Source organism: Limnohabitans sp. TEGF002, assembly GCF_055395845.1.
On sequence record NZ_AP029224.1, the window covers coordinates 2387498 to 2407325 of the forward strand.

General features: G+C 60.2%; 20 protein-coding genes. 14 read left to right on the forward strand and 6 right to left on the reverse strand.

What is annotated here, in order from left to right:
* The first annotated feature begins 22 nt into the window (after window positions 1–22).
* Window positions 23–826: an alpha/beta fold hydrolase gene (locus ACZ5SR_RS11860; RefSeq protein ID WP_464448870.1), complete on the forward strand. Its 804-nt coding sequence runs from the start codon at window positions 23–25 to the stop codon at window positions 824–826.
* Here the strand turns inward: ACZ5SR_RS11860 and ACZ5SR_RS11865 are convergent.
* Complete coding sequence (locus ACZ5SR_RS11865) at window positions 823–1542, reverse strand: pseudouridine synthase (RefSeq protein ID WP_464451047.1); 720 nt, start codon at window positions 1540–1542, stop codon at window positions 823–825. The genes ACZ5SR_RS11860 and ACZ5SR_RS11865 overlap by 4 nt on opposite strands.
* A gap of 92 nt (window positions 1543–1634) precedes the next feature.
* Between ACZ5SR_RS11865 and ACZ5SR_RS11870 the strand changes: the two genes are divergently transcribed.
* Window positions 1635–1913 (forward strand): hypothetical protein, encoded by a 279-nt coding sequence (locus tag ACZ5SR_RS11870; protein ID WP_464448871.1) that lies wholly within the window; start codon window positions 1635–1637, stop codon window positions 1911–1913.
* A gap of 167 nt (window positions 1914–2080) precedes the next feature.
* Here ACZ5SR_RS11870 and ettA read toward each other — a convergent pair whose 3' ends face one another.
* The 3 genes from ettA to ACZ5SR_RS11885 all read right to left on the reverse strand — a co-directional run bounded on the left by ettA (window position 2081) and on the right by ACZ5SR_RS11885 (window position 6049).
* Window positions 2081–3742 carry an energy-dependent translational throttle protein EttA gene (gene ettA, locus ACZ5SR_RS11875; RefSeq protein WP_464448872.1) on the reverse strand — a complete coding sequence of 554 codons (1662 nt, stop codon included), beginning with the start codon at window positions 3740–3742 and terminating at the stop codon, window positions 2081–2083.
* Between the two features lie 168 nt (window positions 3743–3910).
* Window positions 3911–4828 carry a 3'-5' exonuclease gene (locus ACZ5SR_RS11880; RefSeq protein WP_464451120.1) on the reverse strand — a complete coding sequence of 306 codons (918 nt, stop codon included), beginning with the start codon at window positions 4826–4828 and terminating at the stop codon, window positions 3911–3913.
* 222 nt (window positions 4829–5050) lie between these two features.
* On the reverse strand, window positions 5051–6049 hold the full coding sequence (locus tag ACZ5SR_RS11885) for a Bug family tripartite tricarboxylate transporter substrate binding protein (RefSeq protein ID WP_464448874.1): 999 nt from the start codon (window positions 6047–6049) through the stop codon (window positions 5051–5053).
* A 315-nt stretch (window positions 6050–6364) separates the two neighbouring features.
* Here ACZ5SR_RS11885 and ACZ5SR_RS11890 point away from each other — a divergent pair, with 315 nt between their 5' ends.
* Complete coding sequence (locus ACZ5SR_RS11890) at window positions 6365–8197, forward strand: DEAD/DEAH box helicase (RefSeq protein WP_464448875.1); 1833 nt, start codon at window positions 6365–6367, stop codon at window positions 8195–8197.
* 64 nt (window positions 8198–8261) lie between these two features.
* On the opposite strand, the gene ACZ5SR_RS11895 is transcribed toward ACZ5SR_RS11890, so the two are convergent.
* Window positions 8262–8645, reverse strand: coding sequence for a cupin domain-containing protein (locus tag ACZ5SR_RS11895; protein ID WP_464448876.1), 384 nt, complete (start codon window positions 8643–8645; stop codon window positions 8262–8264).
* A 157-nt stretch (window positions 8646–8802) separates the two neighbouring features.
* Between ACZ5SR_RS11895 and ACZ5SR_RS11900 the strand changes: the two genes are divergently transcribed.
* On the forward strand, window positions 8803–9801 hold the full coding sequence (locus tag ACZ5SR_RS11900) for a 2-hydroxyacid dehydrogenase (RefSeq protein ID WP_464448877.1): 999 nt from the start codon (window positions 8803–8805) through the stop codon (window positions 9799–9801).
* Window positions 9802–9808: 7 nt separating this feature from the next.
* On the opposite strand, the gene gntR is transcribed toward ACZ5SR_RS11900, so the two are convergent.
* Window positions 9809–10849 (reverse strand): HTH-type transcriptional regulator GntR, encoded by a 1041-nt coding sequence (gene gntR, locus ACZ5SR_RS11905; protein WP_464448878.1) that lies wholly within the window; start codon window positions 10847–10849, stop codon window positions 9809–9811.
* 188 nt (window positions 10850–11037) lie between these two features.
* On the opposite strand from gntR, the gene ACZ5SR_RS11910 reads away from it, so the two are divergent.
* Genes ACZ5SR_RS11910 through gndA form a run of 10 tightly spaced genes read left to right on the forward strand, consistent with a single transcriptional unit; the run spans window position 11038 to window position 19828 of the window.
* The gene (locus ACZ5SR_RS11910; RefSeq protein ID WP_464448879.1) at window positions 11038–11997 is read left to right on the forward strand and encodes a 2-hydroxyacid dehydrogenase; all 960 of its coding nucleotides are present in this window, start codon (window positions 11038–11040) and stop codon (window positions 11995–11997) included.
* A gap of 16 nt (window positions 11998–12013) precedes the next feature.
* Complete coding sequence (locus ACZ5SR_RS11915) at window positions 12014–12538, forward strand: gluconokinase (RefSeq protein WP_464448880.1); 525 nt, start codon at window positions 12014–12016, stop codon at window positions 12536–12538.
* Window positions 12539–12555: 17 nt separating this feature from the next.
* The gene (locus ACZ5SR_RS11920) at window positions 12556–12894 is read left to right on the forward strand and encodes a hypothetical protein (RefSeq protein ID WP_108286462.1); all 339 of its coding nucleotides are present in this window, start codon (window positions 12556–12558) and stop codon (window positions 12892–12894) included.
* 37 nt (window positions 12895–12931) lie between these two features.
* Window positions 12932–13906, forward strand: coding sequence for a TRAP transporter substrate-binding protein (locus ACZ5SR_RS11925; RefSeq protein ID WP_108324940.1), 975 nt, complete (start codon window positions 12932–12934; stop codon window positions 13904–13906).
* Between the two features lie 55 nt (window positions 13907–13961).
* Window positions 13962–14501: a TRAP transporter small permease gene (locus tag ACZ5SR_RS11930; RefSeq protein WP_464448881.1), complete on the forward strand. Its 540-nt coding sequence runs from the start codon at window positions 13962–13964 to the stop codon at window positions 14499–14501.
* Window positions 14498–15781 carry a TRAP transporter large permease subunit gene (locus ACZ5SR_RS11935; RefSeq protein WP_464448882.1) on the forward strand — a complete coding sequence of 428 codons (1284 nt, stop codon included), beginning with the start codon at window positions 14498–14500 and terminating at the stop codon, window positions 15779–15781. The genes ACZ5SR_RS11930 and ACZ5SR_RS11935 overlap by 4 nt, the downstream gene beginning before the upstream one ends.
* Window positions 15763–16545, forward strand: a complete 783-nt coding sequence (locus ACZ5SR_RS11940) for an SDR family oxidoreductase (protein ID WP_464448883.1) — start codon at window positions 15763–15765, stop codon at window positions 16543–16545. Before ACZ5SR_RS11935 ends, ACZ5SR_RS11940 begins: the two co-directional genes overlap by 19 nt.
* A 33-nt stretch (window positions 16546–16578) precedes the next feature.
* The gene (locus ACZ5SR_RS11945; protein ID WP_464448884.1) at window positions 16579–17619 is read left to right on the forward strand and encodes an L-idonate 5-dehydrogenase; all 1041 of its coding nucleotides are present in this window, start codon (window positions 16579–16581) and stop codon (window positions 17617–17619) included.
* Window positions 17620–17659: 40 nt separating this feature from the next.
* Window positions 17660–18409, forward strand: a complete 750-nt coding sequence (locus ACZ5SR_RS11950) for an SDR family oxidoreductase (protein ID WP_464448885.1) — start codon at window positions 17660–17662, stop codon at window positions 18407–18409.
* A 9-nt stretch (window positions 18410–18418) separates the two neighbouring features.
* Window positions 18419–19828 (forward strand): NADP-dependent phosphogluconate dehydrogenase, encoded by a 1410-nt coding sequence (gene gndA, locus ACZ5SR_RS11955; RefSeq protein WP_464448886.1) that lies wholly within the window; start codon window positions 18419–18421, stop codon window positions 19826–19828.

Sequence of the window (19828 nt, forward strand, 5' to 3'; positions counted from 1 at the left end):
AGGACCCAAGATGCCCCAACCCATGACAACGACCATCTCTTTGGAAAAACTAACATTGGAAGTCGCGCACTGGCAGCCTGAAGAGAAAATCAGCCCCCCGCACACCCTCGTTTTTCTGCACGAAGGCTTGGGCAGCGTCTCCATGTGGCGCGACTGGCCAGCAAGCCTGTGCCAGCGCCTAGGCTGCGCGGGCTTGGTCTATTCGCGCCAAGGCTATGGCCGGTCCGATCCGGTGGTCGATGTGCGCGGCCCTTCGGGCGAAAGAGAGGGCGTGCGCCACGGCCGTCTGCAGCCCGACTACATGCACCGCGAAGCCTTGGAAGTTTTGCCCGCCTTGCTGGAGGCGCTCAACATCCAGCGCCCTGTTTTGCTGGGCCACTCGGATGGCGGCACCATCGCCCTGATCCATGCCAGCCGTTTTGAGGTGGCTGGTTGCGTGGTCATGGCACCGCATGTGATGGTCGAAGACATCTCGCTTCAGGCCATCCTGGCGGCTCGGCAAGCCTATGAACACGGACCCCTGCGCCAGCGCCTTGCCCCCTATCACGCGAATGTGGACTGCGCGTTTTGGCAGTGGAATGATGTCTGGCTCAGCCCCGGCTTCCACGACTTCGATATCCGCCCCGAACTGGGCGGCATCCGCGCACCCTTGCTGGCCATCCAAGGCGAAGGCGACCCCTACGGCACCATGGCCCAGATCGACGACATGGCTCGCGTCGTGCCCCATGCACAGCTGCTCAAACTGCCCGATTGCGGCCACTCACCCCACCGCGACCAACCAGAGGCCGTGGCTCGGGCTGTTCAGGCCTTCATCCAGCAACTTTAGGGCTTGAGCAAAGCCAGGTCGTCGTCGGTCAACCAGCGCCACTGACCTGGGGCCAAATCCCCCAAAACCAAACCGCCAATTTGCGAGCGGTGCAGCCCCTCCACCCGGTTGCCCACCGCCGCCAGCATGCGCTTGACTTGGTGGTATTTGCCCTCTGTCAGTGTCAGCTTCAGGTGCAACTCACCCACCGCCTCGCAAGCGGCGGCTTTTACGGGCTTGGGGTCGTCGTCGAGCACCACCCCCGTGAGCAACTTGTTCACCATCTCTGGCGTGATCGGGTGCTTGGTGGTCACCTCGTACACCTTGGGCACATGGTGCTTGGGCGAGCTCATCTTGTGGATGAACTGGCCGTCATCGGTCAGCAACAACAAACCTGTGGTGTCTTGGTCGAGTCGCCCCACCGCCTGCACGCCCTGCACCGCCGCTTTTTGTGGGCGCTGGCGCAAAGGCGCGGGCAGCAGGGTGTAGATGCTTGGCCAGGTGGAGGGTTTTTGCGAGCACTCGGTGCCTGTGGGCTTGTTGAGGAGCACGTAGGCTTTGTCCTTGAAGGGCCAATCGGTGCCTTGCACCCTGAACTGCAGGCCCTCCAAATCAAAAAACTCGCCGGCATCGGTGACGGTTTGGCCGTCGACTTGCACATGGCCCTGCTGGACCAGGCCCGCGCACACGCGGCGGATGCCAAAACCCTGGCAAAACAGAATGTCTTCCAGGCGCATGGGTTTGAGAGGTTTGGCTTTCATGGGGCATGATTGTGACCTCGAAAACACACACGCGATGGCGAACAGACTTGGCAGGAGACACATGGCCCATGAGCACCGCCCTTGACACACTCGACCGCATGACCGAAGCGCTGACGGCATGCACCCAAGGCCAACTGGCACAAAGCGACATGATCCGCCAATGGCGTAGCAGTGCCGCCAGCTTGCCCTTGCCCGACAAGTTTGGGGAAGTGCTGGGCAACCTGCTTGACCGCATCGAGGCCAGCGCGCTGTTCAGCGAAGAAAGCTGCTCGTTCAGCCAAAAAGACCTGATGGCCAGTTTGCAACTGTGGGCAGACAAGGCGCGGGCCAAGCTGACCATCCCGTAAAAGGAAAGAGGCTCATAGCTTGGGAGCGAGCCCCTGCTCGCGAATCTTGGTTCTGCCTGGGCGCGCATTCGGCCGCAGGGGCGGCCTCCCAAAAAACACAAGGCTTCTCAGCAGACACCAACAACAACGGGCCCCGAAGGGCCCGTTGTTTTGTGCAAAGCAGCTGATTACTTCAAAGCCTTGAAGCGCACGCGCTTGGGCTTGGCACCCTCTTCGCCCAGACGGCGTTTCTTGTCGGCTTCGTACTCTTGGTAGTTGCCGTCAAAGAACACCCACTGGCTGTCGCCTTCGGCGGCCAGGATGTGCGTCGCAATGCGGTCCAGGAACCAGCGGTCGTGGCTGATCACCATGATGGAGCCCGCGAATTCCAGCAGCGCGTCTTCCAAAGCGCGCAAGGTTTCCACGTCCAAGTCGTTGGAGGGCTCGTCCAACAGCAACACGTTGCCGCCTTCGATCAGGGTTTTGGCCAGGTGCAAACGGCCGCGCTCACCACCCGACAGCATGCCAACCTTCTTTTGCTGGTCGCCACCGTTGAAGTTGAAGCGCCCGCAATACGCGCGGCTGGCCATCTGGAACTTGCCCACGTTGATGATGTCCAGACCGCCCGAGACGTCTTCCCAAACGGTTTTGTTGTTGTCCAGGTCGTCACGGTTCTGGTCCACAAAGGCCATGCGCACGGTTTGGCCGATGGTGACTTCACCGCTGTCAGGTTGCTCTTTGCCCGCGATCAGCTTGAACAGGGTCGATTTACCCGCGCCGTTGGGGCCGATGATGCCCACGATGGCACCCGCAGGCACCTTGAAGCTCAGGTTATCGATCAGCAAACGGTCGCCAAAGGACTTGCTGACGTTTTTGAATTCGAACACCTCGTTACCCAGACGCTCGGCCACAGGGATGAAGATCTCCTGGGTTTCGTTGCGTTTTTGGTATTCGTGATCGGACAGCTCTTCGAAGCGGGCCAAACGCGCCTTGCTCTTGGCTTGGCGGCCTTTGGGGTTGGCTCGCGCCCACTCCAATTCTTTCTTCATGGCTTTGGAGCGGGCGTCTTCGGTGCGCTGCTCGGTGGCCAAACGGGCGTCTTTTTGCTCCAGCCAGCTGGAGTAATTGCCTTTGTAAGGAATGCCGGAGCCCCGGTCGAGTTCCAAAATCCACTCGGCGGCATTGTCAAGGAAGTAACGGTCGTGGGTGATGGCCACCACAGTGCCCGAGAAACGCTGCAAGAACAGCTCGAGCCAGTCCACGCTTTCAGCGTCCAAGTGGTTGGTCGGCTCGTCGAGCAACAGCATGTCGGGGCGCGACAACAACAGGCGGCACAGCGCCACACGGCGCTTTTCACCACCCGACAGTTTGCCAATGATGGCGTCCCAGGCGGGCAGGCGCAGCGCGTCGGCGGCGATTTCGAGTTGGTGCTCAGACGCGTCACCCGCGGTCGAAATGATGGCTTCGAGTTGGGCCTGCTCGGCGGCCAGAGCGTCAAAGTCGGCGTCTTCTTCGGCGTAGGCGGCGTACACCTCTTCCAGGCGGGCTTGTGCGGCCTTGACCTCGCCCATGCCGCTTTCAACCGCTTCACGCACGGTCTGCTCTGGGTCCATCACCGGCTCTTGGGGCAGATACCCGATCTTCAGGCCCGCCATGGGAATGGCTTCGCCTTCGATTTCCTTGTCGATGCCCGCCATGATCTTGAGCAAAGTGGACTTGCCCGAGCCGTTGGTGCCCAGCACGCCGATCTTGGCGCCAGGGAAGAAAGACAGCGAAATGTCTTTGAGAATGTGACGTTTGGGCGGCACGATCTTGCCAACCCGGTTCATCGAAAATACGTATTGAGCCATTTATACCCGCCTGAAAAAATACCAATAACTGCGCATTATCCCAGCTTGCCGTGATGCAGCGTTAAACAGATGGGGCGATCCCAGTACCAGACTGTCTATGTGGGAGCGACGCCCTCGTCGCGGTGGACCGTTCGCAGACCACCAGCATTCGCCCCGCGTGCAGGACTCCTAAAGCTGCCGCTCCGTCTGCAAGCCCGAACGGCTGGAATACTGAACCAAGCTGTCGAGGGCTTCCAGCATCACCCGAGCGCTGCGGCAGCCATACACCTCGTCTCGCAACCAAGTGCATTCGGCGTCCAGCAGGTCGTCAGACCCCACACTGCACCACCAAACCCGGCCTTCGCCGTCCCAACGGTAGCCCCGTGACTTGAGCTTGTCCTTGGCCTCAAAGGGTGCCCCTGTGGCGCGCAGCTTGTAGCGCGTCTGGTCTGCCCCCGCCAAGAGGCGCGACAAACCCGTTTGCCCGTCGGCCAGCGGCGAAGCCAGCACCTGCAACAGCGCATGGCAGTCCACCTGGGCACGGTGCGCGTCGTAAAACCAGCCGCGTTCAGAAGCCAAAAACTCCAGCTTGGCCGAGCCGCTGCCCTCTTTTTTCCAGTCAATGCCCATGAAGGAACACGCCCAGGCTTTGCCTGCAAACACCGGAAAGCGCGCCTCGACAAACGGGCGGTCAAACCCGGCGTTGTGCGCCACGATCAAATCGGTCTGCTGCACCAGCGCCGTCACGGCGGCGTCGTCGATGCGCAAGCCCTGCACCATGCTGTCGTCAATGCCCGTGATCTCGGTGATCTGCGCCGGAATCGGCTTACCCGGGTCTTCGAACGACTCGTAAATGGTCACGGGCCCCACAGGCAAACCCGAGGCCACGTCCACCAACACCGACAGCATGGCCAGCTCGATCACTTTTTCGTTCTTGCTGTCGAGCCCGGTGGTTTCAGTGTCCAGCACGATCACGCGCCGGGTCGCCTGCCCGTTCACTGGCCCGTAATCGCTGTGCGGCACCAAACGGCGCAACACACGAAAGTCAGGGTGCTGCGACAGGGTTTGGGCCATGGCTTCGGCGTCGGAGGGGACTGAAAGGTTCATAGCGACAAGCGGCGCTGCAACCGCTTGCACCCCATCAGGCGTTGTCGCCACAGGCGATGACACTTTGGCTGGGCGTGTTTTGGTCGCCTTGGGGGGTGCAGTCGCTGCTGCTTCCGCCTCAAAGCCGAAAAAACTCATCTGATCGATCTTGTTCATAAGGCGTGATTAAACCGCGACTTCAAGCCCCTCCGACAAGACCAAAGAAGCGCCAAGGCCTCCGTGTCAGTCGAGCTTGATGCCCAAGTCCACCGCCAGTTTGATCCAGACGGGCACTTCAGATTCCCAGTCTTTGCGGGTACCGGCCAGATTTTTCGGCTTGTTGGGGATGGCGAAGGTCTCGCGCAGCTTGGCGGCTTTGTCGGTGTTGGACCACGCCACGGCTTCGTCGGCCAGCAGCTTCAGCACCGCCTCGGGCGTTCCGGCGGGGGCCACCAGGGGCAAGCCACCTTCCAAAGTCACGAGCTTGGCAGTGTCACCTTGTTCCATGAGGGTGGGCACGTTGGGCAGTTTGGGCGAGCGGTAGCTGCCCGTCACGCCAATGGCGCGCACGCCACGGCTGGCGACCGCATTGAAGGCCAGATAGCTGCCCACGGCAATTTGCGATTGGCCAGACGCCACATCCAGCCACATGGGTGCTTCGCCGCGGTAATGCACCGACTGGATTTGGGTACCGTGCACGCGGTTGGTCTGGTCGGCCACCATATGCGGGTAAGAGCCCGGGGCATAGGTGCCCATGGAAGTTGGGTTCTTTTTGGCCCAAGCCACAAATTCGGCCATGTTGTTGGCCGGGATCTTGTCGTTGATGCCCACCACCAGCGGGCCGGAGGGGAACACGGTGACGGGGGTCAGGTCTTTGTCGAGGTTGTAGGGCAGCTTGGAATACAAGATGCGGTTTTGCCAAAAGGTGCCCGAGGTGCTCATGACCAGGGTGTAGCCATCGGCGGGCGATTTGGCCGCCGCGTCGATGCCGATGATGGCGCCTGCACCGGGCTTGTTGTCGATGACCACGGGCACACCCAGCTTGCCAGACAGGTGTTCGCCATAGCTGCGGGCCAAGGCGTCGGTCAAGCCGCCGGGTGGGAAAGCCACAATGATCCGAATGGGTTTGGCAGGCCACTTGGTTTGCGCCCAGGCATGGACCAACGGGCCACTGGTGGCCACGGCGGTGGCGGCCACAGCGGCAGTTTGAAGAAAGGATCGGCGGTCAGAAAATGGTTTCATGGTCATGCTTGTGAGCGGTTTGTAGATGCGGTGCAGTCTAGTGGCGCATGGCCGAGGAGGCCATTGGGGTTTGAACCCATGGGCTGAGCTGTGAGGGACATCCACAGGGCTTTTTCTGCTTTGTGCGACAATGCATACCGTTGCAGCCTCCAGTTGCCGCAACATCAGCACTTCTGCTGGGGCCTGACCCAGGCAACGCTCAAAACAAGCGCCTGCGGTTTCCATGCCCACCCTAAGACCTATCGGCCAACACTGGTAACTGCCAACAGCAGTTGAATGAGCCGATACCCGCGCCGGACATGGCGCTCTGTAAAAATGAACTTTGAAGAATTGAATTTGGTTCCGGCCATCATGCAAGCTGTGCGCGAGCTCGGCTACGAGAACCCCACGCCCATTCAGGCCCAAGCCATTCCCGCCGTTTTGGCCGGGCAAGACTTGTTGGCCGGTGCACAAACCGGCACCGGCAAAACCGCCGCATTCACCTTGCCCATGCTGCACAAGCTGAGCCTGAGTGAGCCGGGCAAAAACCGCTTTGGCGGCAAAGCCATCCGCGCTTTGGTCCTCACCCCTACCCGCGAGCTGGCTGCCCAGGTCGAAGAGTCGGTGCGCGACTACGGCAAATACCTGCAGCTCGACTCCACCGTGATTTTTGGTGGTGTGGGCATGAACCCGCAGATCAGCAAGGTCAAAAAAGGCGTGGACATTCTGGTGGCTACACCCGGTCGTTTGCTCGACCTGCAAGGTCAGGGTTTCCTGGACCTGTCGACGGTTGAAATTTTGGTGCTCGACGAAGCCGACCGCATGTTGGACATGGGCTTCATCCACGACGTGAAAAAAGTGCTGGCCCTGGTGCCCAAAGACAAGCAAAGCCTGCTGTTCTCGGCCACCTTCAGCGACGAGATCCGCGAGTTGGCGGGCAACCTTCTCAAGAACCCCCAGAGCATCCAGGTCACTCCGAGCAACACCACGGTGCAGCGCATCACACAAGTGATCCACCCTGTGGGCCGCAGCAAGAAAAAAGACGTGCTGTTGCACATCATTCAAAAGCACGACTGGAGCCAGGTGCTGGTGTTCACACGCACCAAGTTCGGTGCCAACAACGTGGCCGACTTCCTGACCAAAAATGGCGTGAAAGCCATGGCCCTGCACGGCAACAAGAGCCAGACCGCCCGGACCCAGGCTTTGGCCGGTTTCAAGAGTGGCGAGATCCGCGCCTTGGTGGCCACCGACATTGCGGCACGCGGCATCGACATCGAAGACTTGCCACACGTCGTGAACTTTGAAATCCCGAACGTGTCGGAAGACTACGTGCACCGCATTGGCCGCACCGGCCGTGCGGGTGCCAGCGGCGAGGCGGTGAGCCTGGTCTGTCTGGACGAAGAAGGCTTCATGATGGACATCGAGCGCTTCACCAAGCAAGAGATTCCAGTGCAATTGCTCGAAGGTTTTGGCCCCGAGCCAGGCGAAATTGCCGAGCCTATCGCCATGGGTCGCCAGACCTTGTGGGGCGGCGCAGGCAAGCCGCCAAGCCGTGATGTGATGGCCGCAGCCGCCAAGGCCGCACGCCAAGACATGATGCAACGCATCCGCGACAACAAAGTGGCCGTCGGTGGTGGTGGCGGTCAACGCCAACCCCGCGCCGAAGGTCAGGGCCAGCCCCGTCCCTCGCGCAACAGCCCTCCGCCATCACGCCGAAATGGACCACAGGGCGCGCCCCGCTTTGAAGGCCAAGGCGATGGTCGCCGTGAAGGTGGTCGTGACGGTGGTCGAGGACAAGAGCAACGCGGCGATCCGCGCTTTGACAACCGTGGTGACGGCCAAGGCCGTCCCGCGCCACGTGGCCCACGCCCTGAAGGCCGAGGCCCAGGTCGCGGCCCACAAGGTGGGCAAGGTGGACAAGACCGCCGCCGTCACGATGGCGACGAATTGCCACGCCACATTGATCCACTGAAAACCACTCAGTTTGCGCGTCTGGACTTGCCCAACCGCAAACCCGTGCGCACCAGCGGCCAACCTGACCCAACCCGCACCAGCATCGACAGCTTGGCCAGCGGCGGTCGCCGCCATGGCGGCGGCGGCGGTGGTGGCGGCTACGGCGGTGGTAACCGCGGTGGAAACGGTGGTGGTGGTCGTGGCTTCGGTCGCTGATCCACAAACACCCCAAAATACAAAGAGCCCGCAGATGCGGGCTCTTTTTTTGTCTGCGCGAGTCTCAGTCGCGCACGAACAAGGTCACCAGTGGGTCGGGCCCCACCTGACGACTCCAGTGGCCATGTACCGTGGCATCGAATGTGGCCCCCTCGGGCAAAGTGTCGGCCGAGTAGAAAAACTCGCCGGGCCCAAAAATGCGCGAGCTGCCGTCTTGCAAAAAAATCTCCATTTGCCCACCCAGCACAAACAACCACTGTGGGTTGCCGGTGCAGTGGAATGTGCTGCGAAAGCCCACCGGGCTTTGGCGCAACTGGCACGCGCTGGCCGCCATCAGTGGCGACAACTGGCTTTGGGGCGTGCCTTCGGCCAAGGGCACCCATTCATCGCGAAAACGTGCACGGCCATCGGTGTCGGTGAAGAGAATGACTTTTTTCAGCTGATTCATGGGGGTGTTCTTTCATCAAAATGAAGGCTCGATTGTCGTTGAGCCAACAAGGCAGCCCAACGCCCATGGCATAGACTGAACGAAAAACCCTCTGTCGTGACCCCACAAGCTCAGCAACGAACGCCTGATTCAACACACTTTGATCCTTCAAGAAGCCATGAACACTGCCCCTTTGAACATCGTTTTCCATGGCCAAAATGCGGCCAATTTCCGCCCAGGTTTTGAAGCATTGATCGGGCCCCAGCACCGCATCAGCGACCTGACTGATGGCCTGGACCAGCCGGGCGAACAAGCGCTGTATGAAAACGCGGACGTGGTGATCGGCATCCAGCTCAACCGCGCCATGCCCCAACCCTTGAAGGCGCGGCTGTTTCACGCCCCGGCTGCGGGCACCGACGCCATCTCAACCGCCTTGCTGCCCGCGCACTGCACACTGGCCAATTGCTTTGGACACGAAAATGCGATTGCCGAATACGTGATGGCGGCTTTGCTGATGCGCCATGTGCCACTGGCCCGCGCAGACCAGGATTTGCGCCAAGGCCGCTGGACGTTTTGGGCGGGTCGCCCGGCCGCACTGCGCACCGAAATGGGCGCGCAAACCTTGGGCCTGCTGGGCTTTGGGCACATCGCGCAGGCCACAGCCCATCGCGCCAAGGCCTTTGGCATGCGGGTGCATGTGGCCAACCGCAGCCCCATCCAACACCCCTTGGTGGACCATAGCTGGACACTCGACGACTTGCACACCTTCATGGCCAGCGCCGACGCGGTGGTGGTCAGCCTGCCGTTGACCGACAACACCCAAGGACTGGTGGACGCGGCAGCCCTGGCCGCCATGCGGCCCGATGCGGTGCTGCTCAACGTGGGCCGGGGTGCGGTGATCGATGAAACCGCACTTTACGAGGCCCTGAAATCGCGTCAGATTGGGGGTGCCGTGATCGACACTTGGTACCAATACCCCACCCCCACACAAAGCGAATGCGCACCGTCAAAGTTCGATTTTGCGGCGCTGGACAATGTGCTGATGACGCCCCACATGTCGGGCTGGACAGCGGGCACGGTGCGCCGCCGCCAAGAGACGCTGGCCGAGAACATCGGCCGTTTGAGCCGGGGCGAGCCCTTGATCCATGTGCTGCATGGGCCAGGCAGCCCTGGTTAACAGCGCCTCAGCTGCTTTGCCGCTGCACGATCTCGAAGCCCAGGTCAAGTTGAGGCTGCTCGGGCTCCTCACCACGCATGAGACTCAGCAGCATGTCGGCGGCCGCCTGGCCAATGCGCGCGCGCGGTGTTCGCACGGTGGTCAGAGGCGGCAACATCTGGTCAGAGCCCGTCAGGTCGTTGAACCCTGCAATGGCGACCTGCTGCGGCACCGAGACACCCATGCGAAGCGCCGCCATCAAAGCGCCTTGGGCCAGGTCGTCGTTGCAAAAAAAGATGGCGTCCACGGCTGGGCGCTGCTGCATGATTTGCTCAAACATCACCCCCCCCAAAGCCAGCGATGAGGGTGCGGGGTTGAGAAATTCCAACGTGGGGTCGAAGGCACCAACCTCTTGCAGGGCGTGACGCCAACCATACAAGCGTTGCATCACACGGGGATCAAGCTGCGCTGCGGCAAAGGCGATGCGGCGGCGACCACTGGCCAGAAGGTGACGCGTCATGGCGGAGCCTGCATCGGTTTGACGAAAGCCCACACAGTACAAGGCTTCGCCGTCGCTGGCGGGCAAATCCATCAGGTGAACGCAGGGCACTTGGCTGCGGGCCATCAGCTGGCGGGTGGCCGGGTTGTGGTCCAGCCCGGTGACCAGCAAACCGGCCGGGCGGTGCAGCAACTGCTCGCGCAGCAATTGCTCTTCTTCGCTGGGGTTGTAGTGCGTCACGCCCATCAGGGTTTGGTAACCGGCGGCGCGAAAACTGGTTTGTGCGGCATCAAGCAGGTCCACAAACAGGGCATTGGACAACAGTGGAATCAGGATGCCCACATGGTCACTGCGCTGCGAGGCGAGCGCCCTGGCCGCCGGATCGGGCACGTAGCCGAGCATGTCCGACACGGACGTGACGCGCTCGATCAGGGCCGGGTCCACGGCACGTTCACCACGCAATGCACGCGAAACAGTGCTGGGGCTGACACCGGCAGCGCGGGCCACATCGCTCAGGGTGACGCGCCCGGAGGCGCGGTGTTTTTTGTTCTGGGCAAGATGGATTGACAAGGGTTTGTCCGTAGAGGTGATGGGCCACAAGGTCTATAGGATAGCGCTATCCCACAGGTTTTTGATGACCTATCTTGTCCAAAGAATATTTTCCATGACAAGCTAAGTCATAGGTCCACTGCCAGAGGTTCATTTTTTTTATTTCTCTCGGACAGCGCTGTCCGAGAGTGAAGAGCAGGAGTTGAGAAGTGTCTAAACCCGATGTGCTGGCCGTGGCCAAACTCCACCCCTTCTTCCAAAAAGCTCTGGAATCGCTGTACACCGTGCACGATCGTACGCATGTGACAGACCCGGCTGCTTTTGCAGCCCTCGCCCCCCGAATTTTGGGTGTGGCCGGAACGGGTGAGGCTAGCGTGCCGCGCAGCCTGATCGAACAACTGCCCAACGCCAAAGTGGTCGCGGTGTTTGGCGTGGGCTATGACGGCGTGGATGTACCTGCCGTCATGGAACACGGCATCCCTGTCACCCACACTCCGGATGTCCTGACCGATGATGTGGCTGATCTGGCCATGGGTCTGGTGCTTTCGGTGGGCCGCGCCATTCCACAAGCAGACCAGTTTGTGCGTGCAGGCCAATGGCCCAACGGCCCCATGACATTGGGCCGCAAGGTCTCAGGTGCGCGGCTAGGCATCGTGGGCTTAGGCCGCATTGGCAAAGCCATCGCCACACGCGCCAGCGCCTTCGGCATGTCGATCGCTTACACGGCACGGACAGCCAAGCCCGATTCCGGTTTCAAGTTTTACCCAACCGCCGCCGATCTGGCAGCGAATGTGGACTTTTTGGTGGCCATCACGCCTGGTGGTGCTGGCACCAAGCACCTCATCAACGCCGAGGTGCTCAAGGCGCTGGGACCACGAGGCTTTTTGATCAACGTGGCGCGTGGCAGCGTGGTCGATGAACAGGCCCTGATTGCAGCCCTGCAAAACGGCACCATCGCAGGCGCAGGTCTTGATGTATTTGCAAACGAGCCGAACGTGCCCGAAGCCCTGTGGGGCATGCGCAATGTGGTGCTGACCCCGCACATGGCCAGCGCCACCACCGAAACGCGTCAAGCCATGGCCGATCTGGCTTTTGCCAATATGCAAGCCGGTATTTCCGGCCAGCCCTTGCTCACGCCTGTGCCCGAGTGCTCAGGCCTGGTGAAGTGAGACGCTGTCTGAAGCCATGAATCACCTGCCATTGCGTCTGATCGTCATGGGCGTGTCCGGTTGTGGCAAGTCGACCATGGCTGCCGCCTTGAGCGAGCGCCTGGGTCTCGACATGGTCGACGGCGATGACCTGCACCTGCCTGAGAGCGTGGCCAAAATGCGTGCAGGTATTGCATTGCAGGATGACGACCGTTGGCCCTGGCTGGAACGCATCGGCAATTACTTGTCTCAACCTCATGCGCAAGGCCGCGTCGTAGCCTGCTCGGCGCTCAAGCGCGTTTACCGCGACCGCATCCGTGAACAAGCGGGTGATGTGTGTTTTGTCTTCCTGGATGGCGATTTCGACTTGATTCAAAAGCGCATGCACCAACGCGTAGGCCATTACATGCAACCCGGCTTGCTGGACAGTCAATTCCGCACCCTTGAAAAACCCCAGGCCGATGAGCCCGACGTGATTCGACTGCCCATCACCGAACCCGTGCAGGACATGGTCGAGCAAGCGCTCAACGCCTTGCACACCCGCTTGCATCCAGCCCTCTGATTTTTAGAAAGCCCTTCATGTTCATCCGCTGTGCATTTTTCCAAGGCAACGTCAAACCCGGTATGGAAGACGCCTTCAACCGCTACATCCGCGAAAAGCTGGTGCCTTTGTGGACACGTTTTCCGGGCGCCCAAGAAGTGCGCGTGTTGCGTCAAGTTGAGAGCGACGTGGCCGACCCGCACTTCGGCATGGTGCTGTCGGTGCGTTACCCCAGTCGTGAGTCGATCGAGATCGCACTGGCATCGGCCGTGCGCATGGAAAGCCGCGAAGTGTCCAAAGATTTGATCGCCATGTTCGATGGCACTGTGTTTCACACCGTCTTCAGCGCTGACGAATACGCGCTGCCCACCGATTGATTTTTTTCGACCGTTCTTTTAACCAGGAGACAAAACCATGAAACTTTCCCGCATCCTTCTCGCCTGCCTCGTCGCTGCCGTCGGCTCCAGCGCTTACGCCGCCAAGTTCAACCTGAAAATGGGCCACGCGGTCAACGCCACCGATGGACAACATGCCGCAGCCCTCAAGCTGGCCGAACTGGTCAAGCAACGCACCAACGGCGATGTCGAAATCACCGTGTTCCCAGCCAACCAGCTGGGCAATGACGCGGCCATGATCAACGGCACACGCGGCGGCACGATCGACATCGTGTCCAGTGGTGCTTCCAACTTCAACGGCATCGTGCCTAACACCGCAGCAATGGAACTGCCCTTTGTGTTCCGCAACGCGCAACACGCCTACACCGTGCTGGATGGCGCCGTGGGCACGGGCGTGCTCAACGAATTGGCCCCGCACGGCCTCAAAGGTCTGGCTTACTGGGAAAACGGCTGGCGTGCTTTCACCAACAACAAACGCCCCGTCAACAAGCCCGAAGACCTGAAGGGCTTGAAGATCCGCTCCACACCCAACCCGTACCACATCCAAGCGTTCAAGCTGCTGGGCATGAACCCATCGCCCATGCCGATTGCCGAGCTGTACACCGCTTTGGAAACCGGCACCTTTGACGCGCAAGAGCACCCCATCAACGTGACCTGGTCGTCCAAGTTCTACGAAGTGCAAAAGCACCTCACAGTGAGCAACCACGTTTACTCACCGCTGGTGGTGGCCATGAACAAAGCCAAGTTTGACAGCCTGCCAGCCAACTACCAAAAAGTGGTGGTGGATGCCGCACGTGAAGCCGCCACTTACCAGCGTGGCTTGAACGCATCCAACGCAGGGAAAGTGATTGCAGAGCTCAAGAAGTCGGGCATGCAAGTGATCGAGAACGTGGACATGGCCCCCTTCCAAAAGATCGTGTCGGCTGAAATTGCCAAGACCTTCGGCGAGAAGAGCGGCACCGCTTTGCTCAAGGCGATCGAAGACACCAAGTGATGGTTTGAGAGACATCACGCCCCCTCTACGGAGGGGGCTTTTTTGTGAATGACGTATGAAAAAAATCAACGACCTTTTCTTCAAGCTGGCGGAGTTCACGCTGGTCATCATGCTGTCGGCCATGGTCATCATGGTGTTTGGCAACGTGGTGCTGCGCTACGGCTTCAATGACGGCATCATCAGCTCGGAGGAGTTGTCGCGGTTTTTGTTCATCTGGATCACCTTCCTGGGCGCGATTGTCACCATGCGCGAGAACGGCCACTTGGGCTTGGACTCTGTGGTGCGCAAGCTCAGCCTGACGGGTAAAAAAGCAGCTTTCGCCATCTCCAATGTGCTGATGCTCGGCTGCTGTGCCCTGATGTTTTACGGCACGCTCAAACAGCACAGCATCAATGCCACCACGCGCTCCGCCGTGACCGAAATTCCCATGAGTTGGGTGTACGGCGTGGGCTACATCACCAGCGTGGCGATGGGCCTGATGATCATGGGCAAGCTGGTTCAGCTGGCCAAAGGCAATTTCAATGAATCCGATTTGATCCAGGTGCAAGACTCCGAAGAAGTCGTGACCGCGCACACGCAGGAGGCCGCCAAATGACCGTGCTTGTTTTCATCGTGTCGCTGCTGGCTGCCATGGCGCTTGGCATGCCGCTGGCCTTTTCCCTCATCGTCTCAGGTGTGGCTTTGATGCTGCACCTGGACAACTTCGACACGCAAATCGTGTCGCAAAACCTGATCAACGGGGCCGACAACTTTCCGCTGATGGCCGTGCCCTTTTTCATGCTGGCCGGTGAGTTGATGAACGCGGGCGGCATGAGCCGGCGCATTGTCAACTCAGCCATGGTCTGGGTGGGCCACTTCCGGGGTGGCCTGGGCTATGTTGCGGTGTTTGCCGCCATCGTGATGGCCAGCCTGTCGGGCTCGGCCGTGGCCGACACTGCAGCTTTGGCTGCCGTGCTCATGCCCATGATGCGCGATGCCGGTTACCGCATGGACCGCTCGGCTGGCTTGATCGCGGCGGGCGGCATCATCGCGCCGGTCATTCCACCTTCGATTGGCTTCATCTTGTTTGGTGTGATCGGCGGTGTGTCCATCTCCAAACTCTTCATGGCGGGTATTTTTCCAGGCCTGTTGATGGGTTTTGCCTTGATCGTGACCTGGTGGATCGTGGCGCGCAAAGACAATGTGGTGGTCGCTGCCAAGGTGCCTTTCAAAGAACGCATCACCGTCACCATCAACGCGTTCTGGTCTTACCTTCTGGCCATCACCATCATCGGTGGTATGAAGATGGGCATCTTCACCCCCACCGAAGCGGCCGTGGTGGCCGTGGTGTATTCGCTGTTCGTGGGCTTGTTCATTTACCGAGAAATCAAGTTCAAAGACTTGTACGGCATCATTTTGGCGGCCGCCAAAACGTCTTCGGTGGTAATGTTCCTCGTCGCCGCCGCGCTGGTGTCGGCGTGGTTGATCACCGTGGCCAACATCCCAGCGCAGATCGTTGAAATTTTGCGCCCCTTCATCGACAACCAAACATTGTTGATGGTCATGCTGATGCTGCTGGTCATGATCGTGGGCACGGCGCTGGACTTTGCACCCACGGTGCTGATCTTGACGCCGGTGCTGATGCCTTTGGTGCGCGAAGCTGGCATTGACCCGGTCTACTTTGGCGTGCTGTTCATCATCAACAACGCCATCGGTTTGCTCACCCCGCCCGTGGGCACGGTGCTCAACGTGGTGTGCGGGGTGGGTCGCATCCCGATGCACGATGTCATCCGCGGGGTCATGCCTTTCCTGACTTCCCAAGTGGTCGTCATGGGGGCGCTGATCGCCTTCCCGAGTTTGGTGATGGTTCCTCTCAAATGGATGCTGATGCGATGAATGCTCTCGACACTTTTCAACTCAAGGGCCGCCGTGCCCTGATCACCGGTTCGTCTGCTGGCATTGGCCTGGCTTTGGCCGAGGCCTTGGCGCAAGCGGGCGCCCATGTCATTTTGAATGGCCGCACCGCCAGCAAAGTGGAGGCGGCAGCTCTTGCACTGCAAGCCCAGGGCTTGTCGGTCAGCACCTCAGTCTTTGACGTGACCGAGGCCGAGAGTGTGCGTGCGGCAGTGGACCAGATCGAGGCCGACGGCCCGATCGATATTTTGGTCAACAACGCGGGCATGCAAATCCGTGGCCCGCTGCACGAGTACCAGGACAGCGACTGGCACACGATCATGAAGACCAACCTGGACAGCGTGTACTTTGTGGGCCAAGCGGTGGCCAAAAAAATGATCCCAAGGGGAAGCGGCAAGATCATCAACATCTGCTCGGTGCAAAGCGAACTGGGCCGCCCCGGCATTGCGCCCTACACCGCCACCAAAGGCGCTGTGAAGATGCTGACCAAAGGCATGGCGATTGACTGGGGCCAGTTTGGCATCAACGTCAATGGCATTGGACCGGGCTACTTCAAAACCGAACTCAACCAGAAGCTGGTGGACGACCCGGCCTTCAGCAGTTGGCTGGTGGGCCGCACACCCAGCCGCCGCTGGGGCGATGTGCAAGACCTGGGCGGCGCAGCGGTCTTTTTGGCCAGCGACGCCTCACGCTTTGTGAACGGCCATATCTTGTATGTCGACGGCGGCGTGACCGCGACACTCTAAGATTCTTCCTTCATTCAACCCAAGAGACCTGCCATGAAATCCGTTGTCTGCCACTCGGCCAAAGACCTGCGCATTGAAAACACCGAACTGCCCACTTTGGGTGAACACCAACTGCGCGTGAATGTGGCCTATGGCGGCATTTGCGGCTCGGACCTGCATTACTACCAGCACGGTGGTTTTGGCACCGTGCGCATCAAGCAACCCATTGCGCTGGGGCACGAAGTCTCGGGCGTGGTGGAGGGTTTGGGCAGCCAAGCCAGCGGCATCGCCAAAGGCCAGCGCATCGCCATATCGCCTTCACGCCCTTGCGGCCACTGCCGCTTTTGCCAAGCGGGGCAACACAACCATTGCTTGAACATGCGCTTTTACGGCAGCGCCATGCCCTTCCCCCACATCCAGGGCGCGTTTTCCGAACAAATCATCATCGAGGGCTACCAAGCCCATCCGATTGCTGACCACCTGAGCCTGTCCGAAGCCGCGCTGGCTGAGCCCCTGTCGGTGGGCTTGCACGCGATTCAGCGCGCTGGCAGCGTGCTGGGCAAACAGGTCTTGGTCACTGGTTGCGGCCCCATTGGTTCACTGCTGATTGGTGCTTTGCGTCGGGCCGGTGCAGCGCGCATCGTGGCCGCTGACATCGCCGATTTGCCGCTGAAGTGCGCCAAAGAGATGGGCGCAGACGAAACCATCAACCTCAAAACCCAGCCGGAAGCCCTGGACAAATACAAAGTGGATAAAGGCCAATTCGATGCCGTGTTTGAAGCCTCGGGCAGCGAAGCCGCTTTGCGCGTGGGCCTGGACACCATCGTGCCGCGTGGCGTGCTGATCACCGTGGGCATGGGCGGCGACATCAGCCTGCCCATGACACAAGTGGTGGCCAAAGAAGTGGACCTGCGCGGCACCTTCCGTTTTCACGCCGAATTTGCCACCGCCGTGCGCTTTTTGAACGAAGGCTTGGTCAACGGCAAACCGGTCATCACCGGCATCTTGCCGGTGGAGCGAGCCATCGAAGCTTTTGACCTGGCCGCGGACAAGAGCCAGTCACTCAAAGTACAGATTTCTTTCCAAAACGCCTGAAAATCTGGCTGTTTACAGACCACTTTAGAAAGTTTTCACCATGTCCCAAATCGCCCTCGTCACCGGTGCCAGTTCCGGCATTGGCAAAGCCTGCGCACTGGCCTTGCTCAAAGAAGGCTGGCAAGTCGTTTTGGTCGGTCGCCGTGCTGACGCACTGGCGTCCGCTGTTGCCGAAGCGGGTGCCAACGCGGCCAACGCCCACGCCATCCCGACCGACCTGTCCAAAGAGCCTGAGGTCAAAGCCTTGTTCGAGCAGATCCGTTCGCGCTTTGGCCGACTCGATTTGGTGTTCAACAACGCAGGCATCTCCTTGCCCTACACCTTGCCGGGCGACCTGTCTGGCGACGAATGGCGCAGGGCTGTGGACATCAACCTGAACGGCGCGTTCTACACCTTGTCTTACGCCTTCAAGCTGATGCAAGAGCAAAGCCCGCAAGGCGGCCGCATCATCAACAACGGCTCGATCTCGGCCCATGTGCCGCGCCCGGGCTCGATTGCTTACACCGCCACCAAACACGCCATCTCTGGCCTGACCCGTGCCGCTTCTTTGGATGGCCGCCCTTACAGCATCGCCGTGGGCCAGATCGACATCGGCAACGTGGCCTCTGACATGACGCTCAAGATGGCGCAAGGTGTGCACCAAGCCGACCTGAGCATCAAAGCCGAGCCGCGCATGGACATGAGCGCTGTGGTTGAGACCTTCCTGACCATGGCTCGCCTGCCCCTGTCTGCCAATATTTTGTTCACCACCGTGATGGCCACCAACATGCCTTTTGTGGGTCGAGGTTAAGTCCGACCTATGCAGCAGATGGACATCGGCCTGGTGGGCCTGGGCGTCATGGGTGAAAACCTGGCGCTGAATTTGGTACGCAACGGTTTTGGTGTGGCGGGTTTTGATCTGGACGCAACCAAGCGTGACAGTTTTGGCCAGCGTACCCAGGGGCTCAAAGCGCAGGCAGCAGCTTCTTTGGTGGAACTTGTGGGCAGCTTGCAGCAACCGCGCTGCGTGTGGCTCATGGTGCCCGCCGGGGCTGCTGTCGATGCCGTGCTGGGCCAGCTCAGCCCATTGCTGAGCGCGGGCGATGTGGTGATGGACGGCGGCAACACGCTTTACACGGACACCCAACGCCGCATGCAGGCACTGGAAGGTTCGGGTATTCACTACGTGGGCGCGGGCGTGAGCGGCGGCGAAGAAGGCGCTTTGCGCGGTCCGGCTTTGATGCCCGGCGGTTCAGCATCTGCCTGGCCACGCCTCAAACCCATGCTGCAAGCGATTGCCGCCAAAACCGATGGCGGTGAGCCCTGCTGTGAATGGATGGGTCCGGGCGGCTCGGGCCACTTCGTGAAGATGGTGCACAACGGCATTGAATATGCCGACATGCAAAGCATCTGCGAAGCTTATTGGTTGATGCACAAGCTGCTGGGCATGAGCCCGGCAGAAATGAGCACGGTGTTCCACGAATGGAACCAAGGTGAACTGGCCAGTTACCTGATCGGTATCACCGCCGACATCTTGGCGCACACCGACCCCGAAACGGGCAGCGCTTTGGTGGACCTGATTTTGGACACGGCAGAGCAAAAAGGCACGGGCAAATGGGCGAGTCAGATTGCCCTCGATCTGGGGGTCACAGCGCCCACCATTGCCAATGCCGTGTTTGCACGCACAGTGAGCGGCTTGCATGCCGAGCGGGCCAAAGCTGCCAAGGTGCTGCCAGGGCCTGTGGTCCGCGCTGCAGGGCCACGCGATGCGGTGCTGGGGCAGATCAAAAATGCGCTGCTGGCCTCCAAGATTTGCGCCTACGCCCAAGGCTTCAGTCTGCTCAAGGCCGCTGATCGCGAAAACCAATGGCAACTGCCCATGGGCACAGTGGCCTCGGTCTGGCGTGCAGGTTGCATCATCCGAGCCAATCTGTTGGAAGACATTCGTGCCAGCTTTGAGCGATCACCAGACCTCAACAACCTGTTGATGGACGAGCACTTTACCGGAGTCTTGAGCCGCAGCCATCAAGACCTGCGTGAAGTCGTGGCACTGGGCGCCCTGCACGGCGTGGCCGTGCCCTCTTTCATGAGTTCGTTGAGTTACTACGACGCTTACCGATCGGCCCGCCTGCCCGCCAATTTGCTGCAAGCCCAGCGCGACTATTTTGGCGCGCACACTTACCAGCGAATGGACCGGCCCGGCAAGTTCCACACGCGCTGGACCGATTGA